Source organism: Kitasatospora sp. NPDC051702, from assembly GCF_040681575.1.
In the GTDB taxonomy this organism is placed as follows: domain Bacteria; phylum Actinomycetota; class Actinomycetes; order Streptomycetales; family Streptomycetaceae; genus Kitasatospora.
Genome location: NZ_JBFAZB010000006.1, coordinates 138,595 through 157,022 on the forward strand (window position 1 = coordinate 138,595; position 18,428 = coordinate 157,022).

Annotated in this window: 21 protein-coding genes and 1 tRNA gene; 20 read left to right on the forward strand and 2 right to left on the reverse strand. The window is 72.5% G+C overall.

Translation table 11 applies throughout. From position 1 onward, the window contains the following. Nucleotides 1-787: 787 nt before the first annotated feature. From AB0N04_RS08160 to AB0N04_RS08255, 20 genes are all read left to right on the forward strand, one after another. Complete coding sequence (locus tag AB0N04_RS08160; RefSeq protein WP_363363662.1) at nucleotides 788-1,036, forward strand: hypothetical protein; 249 nt, start codon at nucleotides 788-790, stop codon at nucleotides 1,034-1,036. Then, the gene (locus tag AB0N04_RS08165; protein WP_363363665.1) at nucleotides 1,036-1,434 is read left to right on the forward strand and encodes a WhiB family transcriptional regulator; all 399 of its coding nucleotides are present in this window, start codon (nucleotides 1,036-1,038) and stop codon (nucleotides 1,432-1,434) included. The genes AB0N04_RS08160 and AB0N04_RS08165 overlap by 1 nt, the downstream gene beginning before the upstream one ends. 101 nt (nucleotides 1,435-1,535) lie before the next feature. Further along, nucleotides 1,536-3,032: a DUF2637 domain-containing protein gene (locus AB0N04_RS08170; RefSeq protein WP_363363667.1), complete on the forward strand. Its 1,497-nt coding sequence runs from the start codon at nucleotides 1,536-1,538 to the stop codon at nucleotides 3,030-3,032. A gap of 17 nt (nucleotides 3,033-3,049) precedes the next feature. Beyond that, nucleotides 3,050-3,259 carry a hypothetical protein gene (locus AB0N04_RS08175; RefSeq protein ID WP_363363669.1) on the forward strand — a complete coding sequence of 70 codons (210 nt, stop codon included), beginning with the start codon at nucleotides 3,050-3,052 and terminating at the stop codon, nucleotides 3,257-3,259. A gap of 15 nt (nucleotides 3,260-3,274) precedes the next feature. After that, nucleotides 3,275-3,412 (forward strand): hypothetical protein, encoded by a 138-nt coding sequence (locus AB0N04_RS08180; protein WP_363363671.1) that lies wholly within the window; start codon nucleotides 3,275-3,277, stop codon nucleotides 3,410-3,412. A gap of 51 nt (nucleotides 3,413-3,463) precedes the next feature. Next, a complete protein-coding gene (locus tag AB0N04_RS08185; RefSeq protein WP_363363674.1) occupies nucleotides 3,464-3,694 on the forward strand; it encodes a hypothetical protein in 231 nt (76 codons plus the stop codon). A 50-nt stretch (nucleotides 3,695-3,744) separates the two neighbouring features. Beyond that, complete coding sequence (locus tag AB0N04_RS08190; protein WP_363363676.1) at nucleotides 3,745-4,302, forward strand: hypothetical protein; 558 nt, start codon at nucleotides 3,745-3,747, stop codon at nucleotides 4,300-4,302. Nucleotides 4,303-4,431: 129 nt separating this feature from the next. After that, on the forward strand, nucleotides 4,432-6,435 hold the full coding sequence (locus AB0N04_RS08195; protein ID WP_363363679.1) for a hypothetical protein: 2,004 nt from the start codon (nucleotides 4,432-4,434) through the stop codon (nucleotides 6,433-6,435). A 1-nt stretch (nucleotide 6,436) separates the two neighbouring features. Continuing rightward, nucleotides 6,437-6,811, forward strand: a complete 375-nt coding sequence (locus tag AB0N04_RS08200) for a hypothetical protein (protein ID WP_363363682.1) — start codon at nucleotides 6,437-6,439, stop codon at nucleotides 6,809-6,811. A 5-nt stretch (nucleotides 6,812-6,816) separates the two neighbouring features. Then, entirely contained in the window at nucleotides 6,817-9,099 is a 2,283-nt protein-coding gene (locus AB0N04_RS08205) for a hypothetical protein (RefSeq protein ID WP_363363685.1), read from the forward strand. Between the two features lie 76 nt (nucleotides 9,100-9,175). Further along, nucleotides 9,176-9,490, forward strand: coding sequence for a hypothetical protein (locus tag AB0N04_RS08210; protein ID WP_363363687.1), 315 nt, complete (start codon nucleotides 9,176-9,178; stop codon nucleotides 9,488-9,490). A 118-nt stretch (nucleotides 9,491-9,608) separates the two neighbouring features. Next, nucleotides 9,609-10,091 carry a single-stranded DNA-binding protein gene (locus AB0N04_RS08215; RefSeq protein ID WP_363363690.1) on the forward strand — a complete coding sequence of 161 codons (483 nt, stop codon included), beginning with the start codon at nucleotides 9,609-9,611 and terminating at the stop codon, nucleotides 10,089-10,091. Nucleotides 10,092-10,204: 113 nt separating this feature from the next. Then, nucleotides 10,205-10,789: a hypothetical protein gene (locus tag AB0N04_RS08220; RefSeq protein WP_363363692.1), complete on the forward strand. Its 585-nt coding sequence runs from the start codon at nucleotides 10,205-10,207 to the stop codon at nucleotides 10,787-10,789. After that, the gene (locus AB0N04_RS08225) at nucleotides 10,786-11,550 is read left to right on the forward strand and encodes a DNA methylase (protein WP_363363695.1); all 765 of its coding nucleotides are present in this window, start codon (nucleotides 10,786-10,788) and stop codon (nucleotides 11,548-11,550) included. Before AB0N04_RS08220 ends, AB0N04_RS08225 begins: the two co-directional genes overlap by 4 nt. After that, nucleotides 11,547-11,909: a hypothetical protein gene (locus AB0N04_RS08230; RefSeq protein ID WP_363363697.1), complete on the forward strand. Its 363-nt coding sequence runs from the start codon at nucleotides 11,547-11,549 to the stop codon at nucleotides 11,907-11,909. The genes AB0N04_RS08225 and AB0N04_RS08230 overlap by 4 nt, the downstream gene beginning before the upstream one ends. 16 nt (nucleotides 11,910-11,925) lie before the next feature. Then, entirely contained in the window at nucleotides 11,926-12,210 is a 285-nt protein-coding gene (locus tag AB0N04_RS08235; RefSeq protein WP_363363700.1) for a hypothetical protein, read from the forward strand. Next, on the forward strand, nucleotides 12,210-13,106 hold the full coding sequence (locus AB0N04_RS08240) for a bifunctional DNA primase/polymerase (protein WP_363363703.1): 897 nt from the start codon (nucleotides 12,210-12,212) through the stop codon (nucleotides 13,104-13,106). The genes AB0N04_RS08235 and AB0N04_RS08240 overlap by 1 nt, the downstream gene beginning before the upstream one ends. A 77-nt stretch (nucleotides 13,107-13,183) precedes the next feature. Then, on the forward strand, nucleotides 13,184-14,431 hold the full coding sequence (locus AB0N04_RS08245) for a DUF3631 domain-containing protein (protein ID WP_363363705.1): 1,248 nt from the start codon (nucleotides 13,184-13,186) through the stop codon (nucleotides 14,429-14,431). A gap of 146 nt (nucleotides 14,432-14,577) precedes the next feature. Further along, nucleotides 14,578-14,769 (forward strand): helix-turn-helix domain-containing protein, encoded by a 192-nt coding sequence (locus AB0N04_RS08250; RefSeq protein ID WP_363363708.1) that lies wholly within the window; start codon nucleotides 14,578-14,580, stop codon nucleotides 14,767-14,769. A gap of 59 nt (nucleotides 14,770-14,828) precedes the next feature. Further along, entirely contained in the window at nucleotides 14,829-16,208 is a 1,380-nt protein-coding gene (locus tag AB0N04_RS08255) for a site-specific integrase (RefSeq protein WP_363363709.1), read from the forward strand. Nucleotides 16,209-16,346: 138 nt separating this feature from the next. On the opposite strand, the gene AB0N04_RS08260 is transcribed toward AB0N04_RS08255, so the two are convergent. Both AB0N04_RS08260 and AB0N04_RS08265 read right to left on the reverse strand, forming a co-directional pair. Then, nucleotides 16,347-16,434, reverse strand: a tRNA-Ser gene (locus AB0N04_RS08260). Nucleotides 16,435-16,501: 67 nt separating this feature from the next. Continuing rightward, the gene (locus tag AB0N04_RS08265; protein ID WP_360205740.1) at nucleotides 16,502-18,409 is read right to left on the reverse strand and encodes a trypsin-like peptidase domain-containing protein; all 1,908 of its coding nucleotides are present in this window, start codon (nucleotides 18,407-18,409) and stop codon (nucleotides 16,502-16,504) included. Between the last annotated feature and the right edge of the window lie 19 nt (nucleotides 18,410-18,428).

Below are 18,428 nucleotides of genomic sequence, written 5' to 3' on the forward strand. Positions count from 1 at the left end.
GGACGATGTGCTTGACCGCACGTAGCCGAGCGTGCCAATCTCTTCACCGGCAGCATTGTCCGGACAATCCGGATGATGCGGAGCGGCCCTTCTTTGGGCTGCTCTGAGCTGGACAAATGCGCCCGGAAGCTGGCTCGTCAGGGTCGGCCAGGGAAGCGCAGTTCCTTGAGAACTGAACAGTGATCGTGCGGGACCGACGCGAGGGCAGCGATGCCCTCCCCCTACGCAGTGGCATGCCACCCCTTCGGGGGTGTGGGGCCGAACGGGACGCTGACCAGGCCGATTCGTACGGCTGGATGGCAACACCGGGAGTACAGCGGAGTCCCAACGCACGTGGCGGGATGAGACAGACCGCCCCCGTGGCGACCGGGTGATGTCGCCGGCGGCAGCGAGCCACGCAGCACCCTTTCCGGGGTGCGCGCCGCCCTGCTGGTGCTGAGCAGAGATGAAGCACCGGACCAGGCCCGAGAGACCTGACGCCCGCAGGACGGGCAACCCCAATCAATCGCCCCGCCAGGGGTTTGACCTCAGGAGCCTGCCATGAGCAAGGCCCATACCCGGCCCCGCCGCTGACAGCGGGCGGGGCTCACCGCTTCCGGTCGCTCACCAGCGATCACGGTCCCCGGCGCGCACCGACCGCCCTCACGGCGGCAGGTTCGCGTCGGGCCCCGCGGCTGCTCGTGATCCGACGAGTGGCTGAGCCCGCATAAGGCGGGCCGCCGCGCTCCCGGCCAAGGTTCGCGCGGCGGCCCTGCGGGCTCACCCCCTGACTAGACGAGGTGAACCCATGAAACTGATTGTCGCAGGCCAGGAGGCCATGACACCGGCCGAGTTCGCGGAACTCGCCTTCGGCTACGGCATCGACGCCGAGCTGTTCACCGGCACCGAGGACGAGAGCGCCGAGGACCGGCAGGCTCGGCTCGACGTTGCGCGGGAGATCCTGCGGGACCTGGACGGGCCCGCGGCGCGCTTCGCGTCCTCGCTGATGCGCACCGCCGAGCGCCGCCGGGTGCTCACCTGGAAGGTGGCCGCCTGATGAGCGTTCGCCGCATCCTGCTCCTCACCGGCACCCGCGCCCCGCACCGACCTGGGCGCCCGCTGGCCGCCCGGCTCGCCGAGTACCGCCCCGCCCCGGACGGCGCCCTGCCCGGCGCCGCCTGCACTGGCGCCGACTCCGACCTGTTCTACCCCGAGCCGGACGAGGACACCGAGGTCACGGACGACGTCGCCGCCAAGGCCTGGTGGGCTGAGCGACGCGCCAAGATGATCTGCGCCGGCTGCCCGGTGCGCGCTATGTGCCTGGACCTGGCGCTGGAGCGTCACGAGAAGCACGGCATCTTCGGCGGGCTGACCGCCTCCGAGCGGGACGCGCTGCACCAGCGCCGCCTGCGGGCCGCCGCCCGTGCGCGTCGCGCCCTTGGGGGTGCCGCGTGACCACCATGGCCTCCCCGGCAGGCGTTTCGACCCCGACCGCTGCCGCTTCAACCGTGCGAGCGGCCGCTTCAACCACACGGGCGGCGGCCTCGGCCAAGCTCATGCTGGGCATCGCGATCCTCGCTGCGGTCGGCGGTGCGGCCCTGGCCGGGATCGGCTTCAGCGGCTCCTACAACGCGCTGCGGGACCTCGGTTTCAGGCACCACTTCGGGGACTTCAGCTACGCGTTTCCCGTCGGTGTGGACGCTGGGATCGTGGCCTTGCTGGCCATGGACCTGCACCTGATCCGCAAGGGCGCCCCGGCTCCGTGGCTACGGTTGCTGGCCCACGGTTTCACCGCCGCCACGATCTATTTCAACGCCGCCTCGGCCGGGCCCCTGCTGGCCGATCCGACCGGCACCGCGATGCACGCGGCGATCCCGGTGATGTTCGTGGCCGTGGTGGAGGCTGGGCGGCGCCTGGTCATCCGGATCACCCGGATCGAGGCCGGCCACCAGAGGGACGGCGTGCCGCTGCACCGCTGGATCCTCGCCCCGTGGCCGTCCTTTCGGATGTACCGGCGCATGCGCCTGAACGGCATCGCCTCCTACGACCGGGCGGTCGAGCTGGAGCGTGAACGGCTCGTCTACCGGGTGATGCTGGAGCGCGAGCACGGCGGCGACTGGCGCAAGGCCCCCGCTGACCAGCGCCTTCCCCTCACTATGGAGCGCTTCGGGCTGAGCGTGGACGAGGCCTTGGCCCTGCCCATGGAGGCCGAGGAGCGTGCCCGGCTGCGCGACGAGCGCAAGGCCGCGTTCGAGGCCGAGGCCGCGGTCCGGGCCGAGGCCCGCGCCGCCGAGGTCGAGATCTCCAAGCTCCGCACGGCCGGACGGGTGGAGGCCGCCGAGTACGAGGTCGGTGCCGAGACGGCCACCGCCAAGGCCCACGCCCACGCCCGGACCGTCGCCGCCGGCCGGGAGGCCGAGGCCGCCGAACGGATCGACCAGGCGACGGAGGAACTGGCTGCCGCGGCGGCCGAGCAGGAAGCCGCCGACGCCCGTCTGCGCGCCACTGAAACCGACCAGGCTGCCGCTGAAAAGGAGAGCGCCGCCGCTGAAACGCGGCTGCGTACCGCTGAAACGGAGAGCCTGGCCGCCGCCAGGGAGAGCGCCACGGCGAGCGACCAGGAGGCCGCCCAGGCCGCCCGTCTGCGCGCGGTTGAAACGGCCAAGCGCGCAGCTGAAGCCGAGGAGGCTGCCGCTGAAACGGCCAAGCGCAAGGCTGAAGCCGAGCGCGACGCGGCCGCCGCCAAGCGCGCTCAGGCCGAGAACGAGGAGGCCGAGAACGCGGCCCGGCAGCGCGCCGCTGAAGCCCGCGCGCGTGCCGCTGAAACGGAGCTGCGCGCGGTTGAAGCGGAGGACGCGGCGAAGCTGACCCCCGCCGCCCGTGCCACCCGCCGCGTCGCCCGGATGATCCTCGCGGCCGGCGGCAACCCCGAGGCCGTCACCCTCCAGTCCATCGCCGAGGCCCTCGACGTCTCCCTCGCCACCGCCTCCGGGCGCCGCGCCGAGGCCGCCGAACTGATCGCCTCCGGCTACCCCCGCGCCCTCACCGCGTAGAACCGGGAGAACCAGCCATGGACAACGACCACATCCCCGCCCCCGAGCCGCAGTTCGAGCAGACCCGCGTCCTGGACGTCTTCCCGCTCCACGGCTTCACCTGCGCCCAGACCAGCAACGAGGACGGCAGCGTCCGCTGGTGGCACCTCTTCACCTCCACCGGGCACCTGCTCGGCTCCACCAACCGCCCCGAGCTGATCGGCACCCTGACCCAGAACGCCCACTGACCTGGAGGTTTCCCGATGAAGTGCTACTTCTGCGGCGAGGACAAGCCGGACGTCGAGATCTGCGCGGACCCGTTCGTGTGGGAGATCAACGACGAAGAGTGGACCATCCCGATCTGCTCCGACTGCTACCAGATCCGCTGCGACGACATCTGACCCCGCCCCTCCCCGCCCGACCCGCCCACCCCACACAAGGAGAGCAGTGTCATGCCCCTGACCGAGACGCCCGCCGAGCCCACCCACTCCTGGCTGATCACCCTCCAGTACCCGACCGCTGCCGGCTTCGCCGTCGCCACGCGCACCGGCACCTCCGCCTTCCCGCCCGGGTGCCTGCGGGAGCACGCCTACCTCGGCATCCGGGAGTGGCTGGCGCGCCGGGAGCCGCAGCTCGGCGGTGCGGACGTCCTGTTCTTCTCGCTGGAGCCCTACCGGCTCTGACCCAGCAACTCCCCACCTTCCCCGCCTGGTTCACGAAAAGGAGCACGACCGTGGCCGACCGCGACTCGGTCTACAACGACCCCGCCTACGACATCACCTCCGTCCCGAGCTGGAAGACGCCGCCGCTGCACGGCGCCTACGCCCCGAACGCCCGGCTGTCCGCCCGTGCCAAGGCCGGTATCGGCGCCGGCGTGGTCGTGCTGGCCGCTGCGGGGATGGTGGCCTATTCGAACTACGCCTCGGCCGAGGCCGACGCGGAGGTCCGCAAGGCCCAGATCGCCCTGGACAACTCCCGGCTGGAGCTGGAGAAGCAGAAGCAGGCCGCCGACCTCGCGAAGGCCGGCCAGGAGGAGACCCCGGCCCAGCGGGCCCGCCGGGAGGCGGTGCAGGCGTGCGTCGCCAAGGCCGGCAACGCCTTCAACGCCGTCTCCGAGTGCGGCAAGGCCTACCCCGCCGTGGACGCGCCCGGGATGGTCAACACCTCCCGCACCGTCGCCGACGGGGACGGCGGCGACTCGATGCCGGGCGTCGGTCTGGTCGTCCTCGGGGTCGCCGGGACGGCCGTGGCCGTCGGCTGGATGAAGAAGCACTTCACCACCCGCCGGTAACCGATCGTGACCTCCCCCCACCCACCCCCCACCCCGGAAAGCGCTCCCCCCGCCCGCTCAGAGGCGTGGGAGGGCGCTTTCTCGCTGGGTGGGGGGTGGGTGGGAGGTCGCAGAGAGTGAGGAATCGCGATGACCACGCCCACCGCCGCCAGCGCCCCGCTCCCCCCGCCGCGCCCGTCCGAACCGCCCGCCGCGGCACCCGCCGAGGCCTCTCCGGAAAGGGCTGCTGCAGAGCCGGATACCACCGCCCCCTCCCCGCCGAGCACGCTCCGGCAGATCCTCACGCCGGTCGCACCGGCCCGGCCCACCGAGCCGCTCGGCACCACCACGGCCCTGGCCCAGACCCCCGTCACCCCCGCGGACCCCGCCGGTAAGAACCCGGCCGATGGCAAGGACGGGAACGGCGCGGCCGGGGCCGACGGCACCCGCGAGGGCGCCCTGTCCGCGTTGGTGCGGGCACTGGCCGAGCGGTGGCGCCGCACCGGCACCACGACCAGCATCAAGCGCCAGCACGACGTCAAGGAGACTCGCGTCTCCGGGAACTCGGCGACCACCACGAACACCAACAAGAGCGACCGGGTCGCCAAGAACGAGCACGCCGCGCAGCACCGTTCCCAGCGGGACGCGAAGACGGCTGACCTGAACAACAAGACCAGCCAGCACCAGCACCAGGGCCGTGACCAGCGCGACGTCAAGAAGAACGACACCAACGACGCCAGGAACCACGCCAACCGCGACCACCGCACCAAGGCCGACACCGACGCCAAGACCGCCGATACGAAGGCCGCGAAGGCCGACAACTCGACCGCGTCGAAGACCAACCGCGACACCAAGGCCGCCGCCGACACCAAGACGGCCGACACCAAGGCCGCCAAGACCGACACCGCGGCCAAGACCAGCGGCGACGACAAGAACCACCGCGACACCCGGTCCTCGAAGACCAGCACCTCGAAGGACACCACCCCCGCCAAGGCCGCCGACACCGGCGGCGCCAAACCCGAGCCCACGGCTGGCGGCAAGGGCCCGGGCGGGAAGCCCCCGAAGGGCCCCAACGACCCGAAACCCGACGGCACCGGGAAGCCGGAACGCCCGGGCGCCAAGCCGGACGCCCCGACCGGCAAGCCCGGCACGCCCGACCCGAAGCCGTCCGGCGCCCCCAAGCCCGAGGGTCCGGCCAAGGGCACGAAGGACAAGGGGCTGGACACCAAGTTCGACGGCGCGAAGGCCATCGAGGACCGCGCCCGCGGCGAGAAGCCGAAGCCCGGGGAGAAGCCGGGACCGCCCGCACCGGCCACACCCGCCACGGCGGGCAACGACGCGAAGCCCGCCGAACCCGAGAAGACCCCGCCGCCGGAGCCCGCCGCGGCGGTGGCCGACGAGCAGAAGCCCGCCGTGCCGCCGGTGCCGCCCGCCACGGCCCCGGCCGACACCGGGACCGAGAGGAAGAAGCCCATGCCCGACCAGAAGACCCCCGGTCCCTGCGTCCCGCAGTCCCCCGGGATGGAGCCGGTCCACGGCTCGACCGCCGACCTGGAGAAGAAGCCACCCGCCGCCGGCGAGGCGCCGCCAGTGCCCGCGCCGCGCCGCCCGAAGACCCCGCCGGCGCCGTACGAGCCGAACGTCCCCCCGGGGGACCCCCCACGCGAGAAGCCGTCGGGCACCCCGCCGCGGGACATCGCGGTGAGCACGGACACCGTGACCTTCACGCCCGTCGGCCCGGACGGCGGGAACCCGCGCACCATGAGCCGCGGTGAGGTCCGCACGCTGCGGCAGTTCGAGACCCGCCTCGACGAGAAGCGGGACGTGCTGACCCGGATCGCCGAGGACAGCAAGACCGCCCGGGAGCACGCCGAGAAGCACGCCGCCCGCGCCCAGCAGCTCTCCGAGGACGCCAAGAACGTCAAGGGCGGTGTCGCGCTGGTCAACAAGCTGCGTCGGCTCGCCGAAGCCGCCAAGGAGCTGGACAACCGGGCCACGCACGCCGAGTGGCACGCCGCGCGCGGCGCGGAGGCCGTCACGGTGCTGGCCGCCAACGCCGAGACCCGCCACGGCCCGATCTTCCGGGCCGTGGTCGACAGCCCGCTCACGACCCCGGCCGAGCGGCAGTTCTACCGAGACCAGCAGGGGAGCTGACATGGCCACCGATCTGACCTACCGCGGCCTGGTCCGCCAGGTCCGGGAGCTGTCCCGCGACCTGCGCCGCGACACCGCCGCCTTCCAGGCCCTGGCCGCGGCCCAGGACAACGCCGCCAAGGAGACCGGCCGAATCGCCGAACAGATCGCCGCCCTCAAGGTCGACGCCGCCACCGTCGCCGAGACCCACGAGGTCGCCCGGATCATGCAGGGCCTGTCTAACGCCGCGATCGCCTACGCCACCTCGGCCGAGGAGGCCGGCCGCACGGCCGCCGCCGCCGAGCAGCAGGCCCACACCGACCACGACGGCATCCAGCAGGCCGTCGACTCCTCCCGCGTCCCCATGGCCGACCGCACGTGGTACACCCAGGAGTAGCCGAGATGACCACCCCTCACACCACCCACACCGCCGAGATCCCCAACCCCGCCACCGAGAAGCGGTTCGCCGTCGCGCAGGTCGCCGCCCCGCTGCTGGCCGCCGGGGTGACGCCGTTCCTCGACGGCCAGGCCGCCGGCACCGTCGCCACCTTCCTCGCCGCCCCGGTCCTGGTGGCCGGGGCGAACGCCGCCGGTCTCCTGTCCGACCGGCTGTTGGACGACGTCCCCGGCGGGGACGTCCTGCGCGCCCACCGCCGCCCGTTCTTCCTCTCCGCCGTCGCCACCGCCACGGCCGCGGCGACCGCCACCGTGCAGGGCCTTCCCGGAATCGACGCCCTGCTCGCCGGATGGATGACCATGCCCTCCCTGGCCGGTGTGGTCTCCACCGCCTGGTGGGCCACCACCGGCCTGGTCGCGTTCTCCCTGCGCCGCGTACTGGGCTCCAGCAAGCCCAAGACCCAGACTCCCTCGGCCGCGGCGGCCCCGGCCGAACCCGCGCTGCCGCCCGAGGTCGCCAAGGTGCTCCACCTCTGGCTTGCGCACATCTCCGGCGAGTACGGCGCCTGCCCCGGCCAGCAGCTCATCCTGACCGGCCACGGGCCCGAGGAGTGGGAGGGCATCATCGAGGCCGACCCCGGCCGGCCGGTCACCGTCACGCCCGGGACCGTCTCCGGCGTCTACCGCGTCCCCGCCGCCTGGGTGACCATCACGGACGGTCCGCACGACAGTGCCCGCCGCATCCACGTGCGGCTGGTCGCCCCCGCCGAGCAGGACGGTCCCCAGTACTCCGCGCTGGAAGCCCTGTGGCTCCAGCGTGTGGCCCGCCGCGGCGGGTGCATGCCCGGCACCCACCTCGAAGGAATCGTCCCCGACCCCGCCACCGGCGGCGTGGCGGCGTGGATCATGGCGGACGAGGACACCGACGCGCTCACCATCCCGGACCTTTACACGATCGCCGGAGCCCTGCGCACGACCCCGCTGCTGGTCTCCGTCGAGCGCACCGGCAACCCCCGCAAGGCGATTCTCCGCATGATGGACCGCTCCCCGCTGGAGGACGGCCGCCCGCTGCCCGGCGCTGAGACCCTGCTCTCCAACAGGAACGGGTTCGTGCAGCTCGGCACCGGGGTGAGCGGCAAGCCCTCCCGCGTCCAGCTCTACGACCCCGAAGGCGGCGCCCGTCACGTCCTGGTCGCCGGCGTCACCGGCTCCGGCAAGGGCGGCGTGCTCCAGCTCCTCGCCCTGAGCTACCACATCAACGGGGCCGCGATCATCTACGCCGACCCCAAGGGCAGCTCGAACCCGGACGTCGAGGACATGGCCGCCTACGCCGGCTGCGGCCTGGACGGGGCGATCGGCGCCCTGCGGGTGGCCTACGCCCTGCTCCTCCACCGGATCGAGGAGTCCCGGGACCTGCGGGCGAAGAACTTCCAGCCCACCCCGGAGCGGCCCTACGTCGTCACGATCCTGGACGAGATGTCCCAGCTCCTCGGCGACAAGAGCCCGCACAAGGCCGAGGCCGCGTTCATCGTCCTGGCCCTCGCCTCGCTGGGCCGCTCCATGGGCATGCCGCTGGTCCTGTGCGGCCAGATCATGAACCTCGACCAGATGGGCGCCAGCGCCGCCATCAGGGACAACGTCTTCTACGGCGGCGCCCTGATCCTCCTGCGCTCCGACAGCGCGCAGGCCGGCCGCGTCGACTTGCCCCGGGCGTTCGACGGGATCGACCCGTCCCAGATCCCCGCCTACTGGAAGGGCGACGACGAGCACCTCATCTACGACCCGAGCGTCCCCGAGGACGACCCGCGCAGGACGTTCGGTCTCGGTTTCGTCGTCGGCCCCGACGAGCGCGCCGAGATGATGCGCGCCTGGATCCTCGAATCCGCCGCCGGCCACTGGAACCCCGCCAACGTCGCCACTCCGGCCGACTTCCTCGACTGGGCCGAGCGCGACACCATCGCCGCCACCCCCATCGGCCCCGCCGCCGAAGAGGCCGGGGACGCGGGCAAGGGCGGCGGGTTCGCAGAGAAGTGGACCATCTCCCCGAACGCGATCCCCCTCACCAAGGAACCCACCGCGCAGGACAAGATCCTCACCGCCCTGGACGAGTGCCGCGACCCCATGGGCGTCGAGGTCATGTACCTGCACCTCGACCAGATCGCGAGCATGACCGGTGTCACTCGCAAGACCGTCGAGAACACCCTCAGCCGTATGGCCAAGGACGGCAGCGTCGTGCGCAACCCCGACGCCTCCGGCGAGTACGGGCTCCCCCTCGCCGACGCCGCGTAGCCGACGACGAACAGCTGTGGCGGCGCCGGCGCGCCGCCACAGCCCACCCCTGCCCCGAAAGCCCGGAAGGCCCCACATGGACGACGACTCCGACCCGTACGACTGCACCGACTACCCGACCCGCGAGGAGGAAAAGGCCGCCGAGATCGCCCTCGACGTCGCCGACGAACAGCGCCGCACCGAGGAGGAGCAGGCCAACCCGCTCCCGGGCCACACCGAGCCGTGCGAGGGCTGCCACGGCACCGGCGGCGGCTACGAGGACGAGGCCTGGGACCACGAGGCCCAGGACTACGTCCCCATCGACTACGAGCACTGCCCCGAGTGCGGGGGCTGCGGCTACTACGACTGCGACGCCACCTGCGAATTCGCCCAGAACCCCGACGGCGACTGACCGGCCTGCGCCGACCGCCGTGCCACCCGGACCACCGCCACAACCGGCGGCGCGGGCCCGGGTGGTGCGGGGGACGGGCAGACCCGCTCCCGACACCACCGATGCCTTGGGAGGCACCGTGTCCGCGGGAGAGACCCCGATCACTATCGTCGGCAACCTGACCGACGACCCCGAACTGCGCTTCACCCCGCAGGGCGTGGCCATGGCCCGCTTCACCGTCGCTTCCACCCCGCGCACCTACGACAAGGCCACCGGGCAGTGGAAGGACGGCACCGCGCTGTTCCTGCGCGCCACCGCCTGGCGCGAGGTGGCCGAGCACACCGCCGAGTCCTTGACCAAGGGCATGCGCGTGGTCGTCACCGGCCGCCTGGTACAGCACAACTGGCAGACGGAGCAGGGCGAGAACCGCTCGATGCTCGGCCTCGACGTCGACGAGGTCGGCCCCAGCCTGCGCTTCGCCACCGCCAAGGTCACCAAGGCCCAGCGCACCGGCGCCCCGGCAGCGCAGGCGGCCGACCAGTGGTCCACCGCCGCCCCGACCGCGCCCGGCGGCGAGTGGGGCGGCACCCCGGCCAGCGGCCCCGACAAGCCGCCGTTCTAGCCGAAACGAACCCCGAGCAGCACAAACGCCCCGCAGCCGCCGCCGAATCTTGGCAGAGAGACGGCTGCTGCGGGGCCCATCCGATCCCCTCACAGAGACCAGAGGACACCAGCATGCCCCAGTTCACCGACGGCACGCTCGTCATCGTCGACGACATCGCCGACCAGGAGAACGCGAGCGACGGCCGCTCCCGCTACGGCGCCTACCTCGCCCACCGTGCCCACCGCTTCCACTCCGACGGCGTGCCGCTCACCGCCGCCGAGTTCGCCGTCGAGGCCTGGACGACCGCGACCGGCCCCGTCATGAGCCCCGCCTACGCCGCCGTGCGCCCCGACCTCCTCGCCGTCACCGCCCACCTCGGCGACGACGACGGCATGTTCCTTCGCATCGACGTGCCGCTTCGACACGCGGCCCTCACCCACCGCCCCGACCGGCGCCTCGCCGACTGGACGCCGGACCTGCGGAGCACCGACCACGGCCCCTACCGGCGCCTGTACTGGCCCGACACCAACCGGGCCGCCCTCGTGACCACCACCAGCCTGATCATCCCCGTCCCCGCCCACGAACTGATCTGGCCCACCACCACCCACCCCGGCGACGTGCTCACCCGCGAGGCCAAGGACACCGTCCGCATGCTCGCCATCTGGGCCAACTCCCACGCCCACCTGATCACCGACCTGAACGGGGGCACCCGGTGACCGCCCTCACCCTCACGCTCGGGGCCCGCCCGGCCGCCGAATGGCTGCCCGCCCGGCCCTGGAACGGTCTGACCGTGCTCGACGCGTTCTGCAACATCGGCGGCGCCGGCATGGGGTTCTGGCTGGCCGGGTTCGACGTCGTCGGCATCGACATCCTCGACCAGCCCCGCTACCCCTTCCCGTTCCTGCGCGGCGACGCGGTCGAAACCATCACCGCCCACGGCCACCGGTTCGACCTGATCTCCGCCGGACCGCCCTGCCAGTTCGACTGCACGCTCACCGCCGGAACCAACCAGGCCCACCGCCACCGGTACGCAGACCTGCTCGACCCCACCCGCGACGCGGCGGAGTCCACCGGCCGCCCGTACGTCATCGAGCAGCCCCCCGGCCGCGCCGCCCGCCGCATGCGCATCGACCTCACCCTGTGCGGGGAGATGTTCGGCCTCAGGGTACTCGGGCACAGGAACTTCGAGGCCAGCAGCGGACTCCGGCTCGACCAGCCCCCGCACGTCCCGCACCGCGGCCTGACCATCGGTTACCGACACGGCCGCTACGTCAGCCCCGACGAAGGCCGGTACTTCCAGGTCTACGGCAACGGCGGCGGCAAGGGCACCGTGGCCCAGTGGCAGCAGGCCATGGGCATTCACTGGACCGCCGACCGCCGCGAGATCGCCGAGGCCATCCCCCCGGCCTACACCCACCTGATCGGGCGCCAGGCCGCCGCCTGGATCGGCGCCGCGGCCGGGGCGGTCGCGGCATGACCGGCCGCACGCCACCGCTCGGCGACAACCGGGGCCTGTGGCTGGTCGTCCTCGCCGCCGCCGCGGGCCGCTGCCAGTGCCGCGGCACCTGCGGCAAGAACCACAACAAGGACGGCGGCCGATGCAAGACCGTCAACGGCGGCTACGGCCCCCGCCACGGCACCGGCCCCGTCCGCCTGCTCGCCGCCCCCGCCGAACCGGCCGACCTGCTCCTGCCCGCGCACAAGGCCGCGGCCCTGCCGAAAACCGCGCTCATCGCGTGGTGCCCGGAGTGCCACGACGCCACCCGCCGCGCCGCCGCCAAGGCCCGCCAGGCAGACACCCCGGCCACCGGACCCGACGCCCTCTTCGACCTCTGACCCGTCGGGAGATCCCATGCCCATCAAGCCTGTTACCTGCTGGGTCGCCGCATGCGACATCTGCGGCTTCGAGTACGGCGCCGACTTCGACGACCGCGGCGGCCTCCACTTCGCCATCCCGAAGTCCGCCGTCGACCACGTCCGCAGGGACCGAGAGTGGTTGGTCACCGCCGACCACCAGGTGATCTGCCTCGACTTCGACGACGCCGAGCACCGGGCCGCCCTCAACGCGATGCTGCCGCCCGACCCGGCGGCCGTCTGCGACGGACAGATCCCCCTCGACCTCGGCCGGACCGAGTGATGCTCTTCGGCCTGGAGGGAGCTGCGATCCGTCCGCAGGTTCTCGAACTCGCCCTGTCCCTGGCCAGGATGGGGCTGCCCGTCCTGCCGCTGCGGGCCGGGAAGGTCCCGGTCGGGAACTGCCTGGCCTGTCGGGACGGAGCCTGTGGCGGCCGGCCGACTATGAAGGCCCACGGGCCGTGCCGGTGCGCGGCGCCGTGCCACGCCTGGGCCGCCGCCACCACCGACCCCGCCGTCCTGACCGGGCCCGCCTGGGCCTCGGCCTGGCGCGAGGCCCAGGGGGTCGCCTACCACCCGGGCGGCGCCGGCCTGACCGTCCTCGACCTCGACAACGCCCAGGCCGTCGCCTGGGCCCGGGACGCCATGCCCGCCACCCTCACCGTGCCCACCACCCGCGGCGAGCACTGGATTTACTGGGGTGCCATGGCCTCGGCCAACGCCGTGCGCCCCGGCGTCGACATCAAGTCCCACGCGGGGTACGTCCGCTGGCTCGGCACCGGCACCGGCGTCACCGCCCCGCTCCCCGACTCCGTCAGGGCCCTGGCCCGCAGGGAAGAGGCCACCCCCGCGCGGACCGGCGCGGGGGTGGCCTCTTCCACCACCGCCTGGGACCGGAGCGTGAACAGCGGCTGCCGCCACACCGACCGCTACCTCGACGCCGGGCTGCGACGCGGCCTCGCCAAGATCGCAGCGCACCGGGAAAGCGGCGCCGGAAGCCAGGCGTTCGGTGTCGCCCGCTTCCTCGCCGCCCAGCACACCTGCTGCCCCGGCCCCTGCGGCCTCGGCAGCATCGCCCGGCACATCCTCGACGCCGCCGTCGCCGTCGGCGTCCCCCACGACTACGCCACCCGCGCCATCACCAACGGCTTCACCGCCGCTGGCGCCCACCTGCCCTAACCCCAAACGGAAGCGGCCGCCCTCTCGCCAAAGCCGGCGGCCGCTTCTCCCAGTCCGACAGACCGGAGACCCCCAGCATGACCGATCCCACCCCGGCCGTCACCACCACGACCGAGGACGGCGCCACCCTGCTCGACGCCGTCGAGGCCCACCACCGCCGCTTCAACGTCTTCCCCTCGGAGTCCGCCTATGTCGCCGTGACCCTCTGGGACGCCCACGCCCACCTCATGGACGCCTTCGAGGCCACCCCCCGCCTCGCCTTCCTGAGCCCCGAGCCCGGAAGCGGCAAGACCCGCGCGCTGGAGATCGTGGAGACCCTGGTCCCCAGGCCGCTCACCACCGTCGACATCAGCCCGTCCGCGCTGTTCCGCTCCGTCTGCGACGAGCAGGCCCGACCCACCGTCCTCTTCGACGAGGTCGACACCGTCTTCGGCGCCGCCGCGAGCGGCAACGAAGACCTGCGCGGCCTCATCAACGCCGGATACCGCCGCACCGGCGGCGTCATCCGCAGCGTCCGCGACGGCGAGAACCACGTCGTCCAGAAGTTCCCCGTCTACGCCGCGCTCGTCCTCGCCGGCCTCGGCGACCTGCCCGACACCATCATGAGCCGCTCCATCGTCATCCGGATGCGCCGCCGGGCGCCTAACGAGTTCGTCGAGAACTACCGGCAGCGCATCAACGAGGCCGAGGGCCACGCGCTGCGCGACCGCCTCGCCGACTGGGCTGACACCGTCCGCGAGCAGCTCAGCGGAGCGTGGCCCGAGATGCCCGAAGGTGTCACCGATCGCCCCGCCGACGTGTGGGAGCCCCTGCTCGCCGTCGCTGATGCCGCCGGCGGCCACTGGCCCAAGCGCGCCCGCACTGCCTGCCTCGAACTCGTCAACGCCGCCAAGGACAACGACAAGGGGTCCATCGGCATCCGTCTGCTTGCTGACCTGCGCGATGTCTTCGCCGGAGCCGAGCGGCTCACCAGCGCCGTCATCATCGAGCGCCTCACCGGTATGGATGACGCCCCGTGGGCCGACCTCGACGGCCGCCCCCTCAACACCCGCTCCCTCTCCCGCCTGCTCGGCGACTACGTCACCGCCGCCAACAAGCCCATCCGCCCCCGCAACATCAAGATCGGCACCGCCGTCGCCAAGGGCTACTACGCCGCCGACCTCACCGACGCCTGGATGCGCTACTGCGCTCCCATTCCCGAAACGTCCGCTACCAGCGCTACTCCCGCTACCGCCCAGGTCAGGGCTCTTTTCCCGGTAGCGGAACCGGTAGCGGTAGCGGATACCGAACCGGCTCCCAACGCCGAACTCACCACCACCGGCTGACTGCATCAATCCGCTACCGCTACCCCATCCGCTACCGCCGCACCCCACCTGACCTGCGCGGTAGCGGAGTAGCGGCGGTAGCGGACTCTGCGAGCACAAGGAACCAAACCACCACTCCGCTCGATTCGGATCAATCGGAGACGTCGATGCCCAAGCCGGAACACCTGAAGCTCCCCGCCGTCCTCGCCGAGCTCGGCATGTCCCGCAGTGCGTTCTACCGCATGGTCGCCCGAGGCAAGGGGCCGAAGCTCCTGAAGCTGCCCAACGGCCAGATCCGCGTCCGCCGCTCCGACCTTGATGCCTGGTGGGCCGATCTGGAGCAGTCGACCGCCGCCTGACCACCCAACCCACATTCAGGGGCCTCGGCTGCGCCGAGGCCCCTTCCACTGGAGAGCACGTGCTGACGTACGACGTGAAGCTGTACACCATCCGCCAACGCGCCAACCGGAAAAAGCCCTTTGAGTTGCGCTGGAAGGTCGGGCCGAAGCCCCACTCGAAGAGCTACGTCACCAAGACCCTCGCCACTGGCAGGCTCGCCGAACTCCGCACCGCGATGAAGAACGGCGAGGAGTTCGACGTCGAGACCGGCTTGCCCGCGTCCGAGCTGCGCGAGCTGATGCGACGACAGAATCAGGTCTCCTGGTTCGACCACGCGAAGAAGTACGCAAAGGTCACGTGGCCTGGATCGTCCGCAAAGGAGCGCGCTGCGCGGGCCGATGGGCTGGCCACGATCACTCCGGCTCTCGTCGCGGACCACCGTGGTGCTCCGCCGGCTCCCGTGCTGCGGAGGGCCCTCTCGTGCTGGGCGTTCAACTTCTCTGACCACCAAGGCGAGATCCCCGAGGAGTTCGCGGGCGCGCTCGACTGGATCGCCCGGAAGTCGGTGCCCGTCTCGCAGTTGGAGGACTCCGACACCCTCCGGGAAGCCCTTACGGCCATCACCCTGAAACTGGACGGCAAGCGCGCGGCGGACAATACGATCAAGCGCAAGTACTCCACTCTCAGCGGCGCGATCGGGTACGCGATCGAACGGAAGCTCCTCACGGCAAACCCGTTGAAGTCCGTGAAGTGGGAGCCGCCGGAGACGGACGACGAGATCGACTTCCGGTACGTTCCAGCGCCGCGCCAGGCACGCGAGCTGATCGAAGCAGTCCGAACGTTCGGCCCACGCGGGCGCCACCTCGCCACGTACTACGGCTGCACCAACTGGGCCGCCATGCGCCCGGCCGAGGTCGCTCACCTCCGCTTGGCCGACTGCACGCTCCCCGAGACAGGCTGGGGCCTCATCGTGGCGCCCGGTAGCTCACCCCGGGTTGGCTCGCGGTGGACCGACGACGGGCAGTCCCATGAGGAACGCGGCTTGAAGCACCGTCCTCGCAAGGCCACGCGGGATATCCCGATCCCTCCAGTGTTCGTCCAGATGCTGCGCGAGCACGTGGACGAGTTCGGGCTGGGCCTCGACGGGCGGCTGTTCCAGGCCGCCGAGGGTGGGCTGATCAGCACGAAGGAGACCTCGGAGGTCTGGAAGAAAGCCCGGCAACTGGCACTCACCCCCGTCCAGGAGGGCACGCCGTTCGCCGATGTGCCGTACAGCCTCCGGGCCACCTGCGTTTCCGGCTGGCTGGCGGCCGGCGTCGACCCGGCGGAGGTCGCTCACCGGGCCGGGCACAGCATCACGGTGCTCTTCAAGTTCTACGCCAAGGTGCTCGACGGCCGGAAGGACCGCTCCAACACCCTGATCGAGCGGTTCCTCGACCAGGAATACGGCGGCGAGTAGGCCTCGAATCTGGCCCACAACTGGCCCACACACGCTGACCGGACCCGGCACACAGGTGGGACAACCCGGGACAGGATCGAAAAGGGCGGGTATCGGCAGCTCGCCGATACCCGCCCTGAGCAGGTGTTCTCCTACCAGCGGAGAGCGTGGGATTCGAACCCACGGTGACGGGTCACGCCACGACAGTTTTCAAGACTGTTCCCTTAGGCCGCTCGGGCAGCTCTCCAGGCGGAGGTCAGCCTAACGGGTCCGGCGGGGTTCGGTGCACACGGTTCGGTGCGGGTCGGCGGGGGTCAGCTGTCGCCGTCGCGCTGCCCGAGGGTGACCTTGGTGGTGAACTGCTGGCCGTTGCGGGTGTACTCGACGTCGACGGTCTCGCCGGGCTTGTGCGTCCAGATCCGGCTGACCAGGGCGGGGCCGTTCTCGATCGGGACACCGCCGAGCTTGGTGATGACGTCGCCCGGCTTGAGGCCCGCCTTGTCCGCGGCGCCGCCGGGGGTCACGGCGGGCTGGCCCTGGACGTCGCGGGTCTGGATCTGCGCGCCGTCGCCCTTGTAGTCGTCGTTGCGCAGCACGTCGAGCTTGGCGTAGACGGGCTTGCCGGTCTTGATCAGGGTGTCGGCGACCCACTTGGCCTGGTTGATCGGGATGGCGAAGCCGAGGCCGATGCTGCCGGCCCGGCCGTTGGCGGAGGCGTTGGACTGGATCGCCGAGTTGATGCCGACCACCGCGCCGCCGGAGTCGAGCAGCGGGCCGCCGGAGTTGCCGGGGTTGATCGAGGCGTCGGTCTGCAGGGCGTTCATGTAGGAGGACTGGCCGCCGGTCTCGTCGCCGGAGGCGACCGGGCGGTCCTTGGCGCTGATGATGCCGCTGGTGACGGTGGACTCCAGGCCGTACGGCGCACCGATCGCGATGGTGGAGTCGCCGACGTTGACCTTGTCGGAGTCGGCCAGCGGGAGCGGCGCCAGCTTGCTCTTCGGCGGGTTGTCGATCTTGACCACGGCGACGTCGTAGCCCTCGGCGTGGCCCAGCACCGAGGCGTTGTAGGACGTGCCGTCGGCGAACTTGACGGTGAGCTTGCCGCCGTTGAGGGTCGGCGCGACCACGTGGTTGTTGGTGAGGATGTGGCCCTCGGTGTCGAAGACGAAGCCGGTGCCGGTGCCGGACTCGCCGTTGCCCTGCGCCTTGATGGTGACGACGCTGGGCAGCGCCTTCTGCGCGATGCCGGCGATCGAGCCGGGGGAGGGCTCGTTCTTCTGGGTGTTGCTGGCCTGGACGGTGGTGCTGCGGTGGTCGTCCGCGGAGCTGCTGCCGTTGTTGTGGTCGGTGACCGCCACGCCCAGCGCACCGCCCGCCACGCCGGCGACCAGTGCGACGGCGGCGATCAGGGCGACCAGTCCGCCGCGCTTCCTGCGCGGGCGGTGCGGGCCGCCGGGGCCGCCGGGGTAGTCGGCCGGGTAGCCGAGCGGACCGCCCGGGCCGCCCGGGTAGCCGGCACCGCCGGTGGCGTCGTGGGAGGCGCCCCAGCCGCCGAGCGGCTGGCCGGCGCCGAACGGGTGGTGGCCGGGCGCGGGGTGCGCGGCGGGCACGCCGGGGGCGGGCGGCGGGCCGTACGGGTCGTGCGCGCCGGCGGCCGGGACGCCGTGGGTCGGCGTGGCGTACGGGTTGCCCAGCGGCGGGGCCTGGCCCTCGGCCACCGGCGCGAGCGGCGCCGCGGGGGCTGCCGGGGCCTGCGGCGCGGGCGGCAGCACCGGCGGCGGGGCGTCGAGGTAGCCGGTGGCGGGGTCGACGCCGGCGGACGGCGCCTCGACGGGGGCCACGGGGGCGGCCGGGGCCGCCTCCGGCGCGGGGACCTTGGTGAAGGCGACGGTGGGACGGTGCCCGCCCTCGGCCGGGACGCCCTCCGCGGCCGCGGCGGCGTCGGCCGCGGCCGGCTCGGGGGCGGGGGCGGCCTCGGGCTCGGGGACCCGGCCGAACGCCATGGTCGCCCGGTGCCCGCCCTCGGCCGGGGCGGCCGGGGAGTCGGCCGGGGCCGGCTCGGAGGCGGGGGCGGCGTCGGGCTCGGGGACCCGGCTGAACGCCATGGTCGGCTTGTGCCCGCCCGAGGCGGCGGGGTCGGAAGCGGGACCGCCCGCCCCCTGGGCGCCCGAGGGCTGCTCCCCCTGCGGCCCGGTGGGCCCAACCTCTCGCTCGGTGCTCACGGACGACCTCCATAGCTGA

Coding starts and splice junctions, on each gene's coding strand:
- AB0N04_RS08160 (WP_363363662.1), top strand. CDS start 788: ATGAAACTGATTGTCGCAGGCCAGGAGGCCATGACACCGGCCGAGTTC.
- AB0N04_RS08235 (WP_363363700.1), top strand. CDS start 11,926: ATGCCCATCAAGCCTGTTACCTGCTGGGTCGCCGCATGCGACATCTGC.
- AB0N04_RS08185 (WP_363363674.1), top strand. CDS start 3,464: ATGCCCCTGACCGAGACGCCCGCCGAGCCCACCCACTCCTGGCTGATC.
- AB0N04_RS08165 (WP_363363665.1), top strand. CDS start 1,036: ATGAGCGTTCGCCGCATCCTGCTCCTCACCGGCACCCGCGCCCCGCAC.
- AB0N04_RS08170 (WP_363363667.1), top strand. CDS start 1,536: ATGCTGGGCATCGCGATCCTCGCTGCGGTCGGCGGTGCGGCCCTGGCC.
- AB0N04_RS08210 (WP_363363687.1), top strand. CDS start 9,176: ATGGACGACGACTCCGACCCGTACGACTGCACCGACTACCCGACCCGC.
- AB0N04_RS08175 (WP_363363669.1), top strand. CDS start 3,050: ATGGACAACGACCACATCCCCGCCCCCGAGCCGCAGTTCGAGCAGACC.
- AB0N04_RS08230 (WP_363363697.1), top strand. CDS start 11,547: ATGACCGGCCGCACGCCACCGCTCGGCGACAACCGGGGCCTGTGGCTG.
- AB0N04_RS08245 (WP_363363705.1), top strand. CDS start 13,184: ATGACCGATCCCACCCCGGCCGTCACCACCACGACCGAGGACGGCGCC.
- AB0N04_RS08205 (WP_363363685.1), top strand. CDS start 6,817: ATGACCACCCCTCACACCACCCACACCGCCGAGATCCCCAACCCCGCC.
- AB0N04_RS08240 (WP_363363703.1), top strand. CDS start 12,210: ATGCTCTTCGGCCTGGAGGGAGCTGCGATCCGTCCGCAGGTTCTCGAA.
- AB0N04_RS08250 (WP_363363708.1), top strand. CDS start 14,578: ATGCCCAAGCCGGAACACCTGAAGCTCCCCGCCGTCCTCGCCGAGCTC.
- AB0N04_RS08180 (WP_363363671.1), top strand. CDS start 3,275: ATGAAGTGCTACTTCTGCGGCGAGGACAAGCCGGACGTCGAGATCTGC.
- AB0N04_RS08195 (WP_363363679.1), top strand. CDS start 4,432: ATGACCACGCCCACCGCCGCCAGCGCCCCGCTCCCCCCGCCGCGCCCG.
- AB0N04_RS08200 (WP_363363682.1), top strand. CDS start 6,437: ATGGCCACCGATCTGACCTACCGCGGCCTGGTCCGCCAGGTCCGGGAG.
- AB0N04_RS08220 (WP_363363692.1), top strand. CDS start 10,205: ATGCCCCAGTTCACCGACGGCACGCTCGTCATCGTCGACGACATCGCC.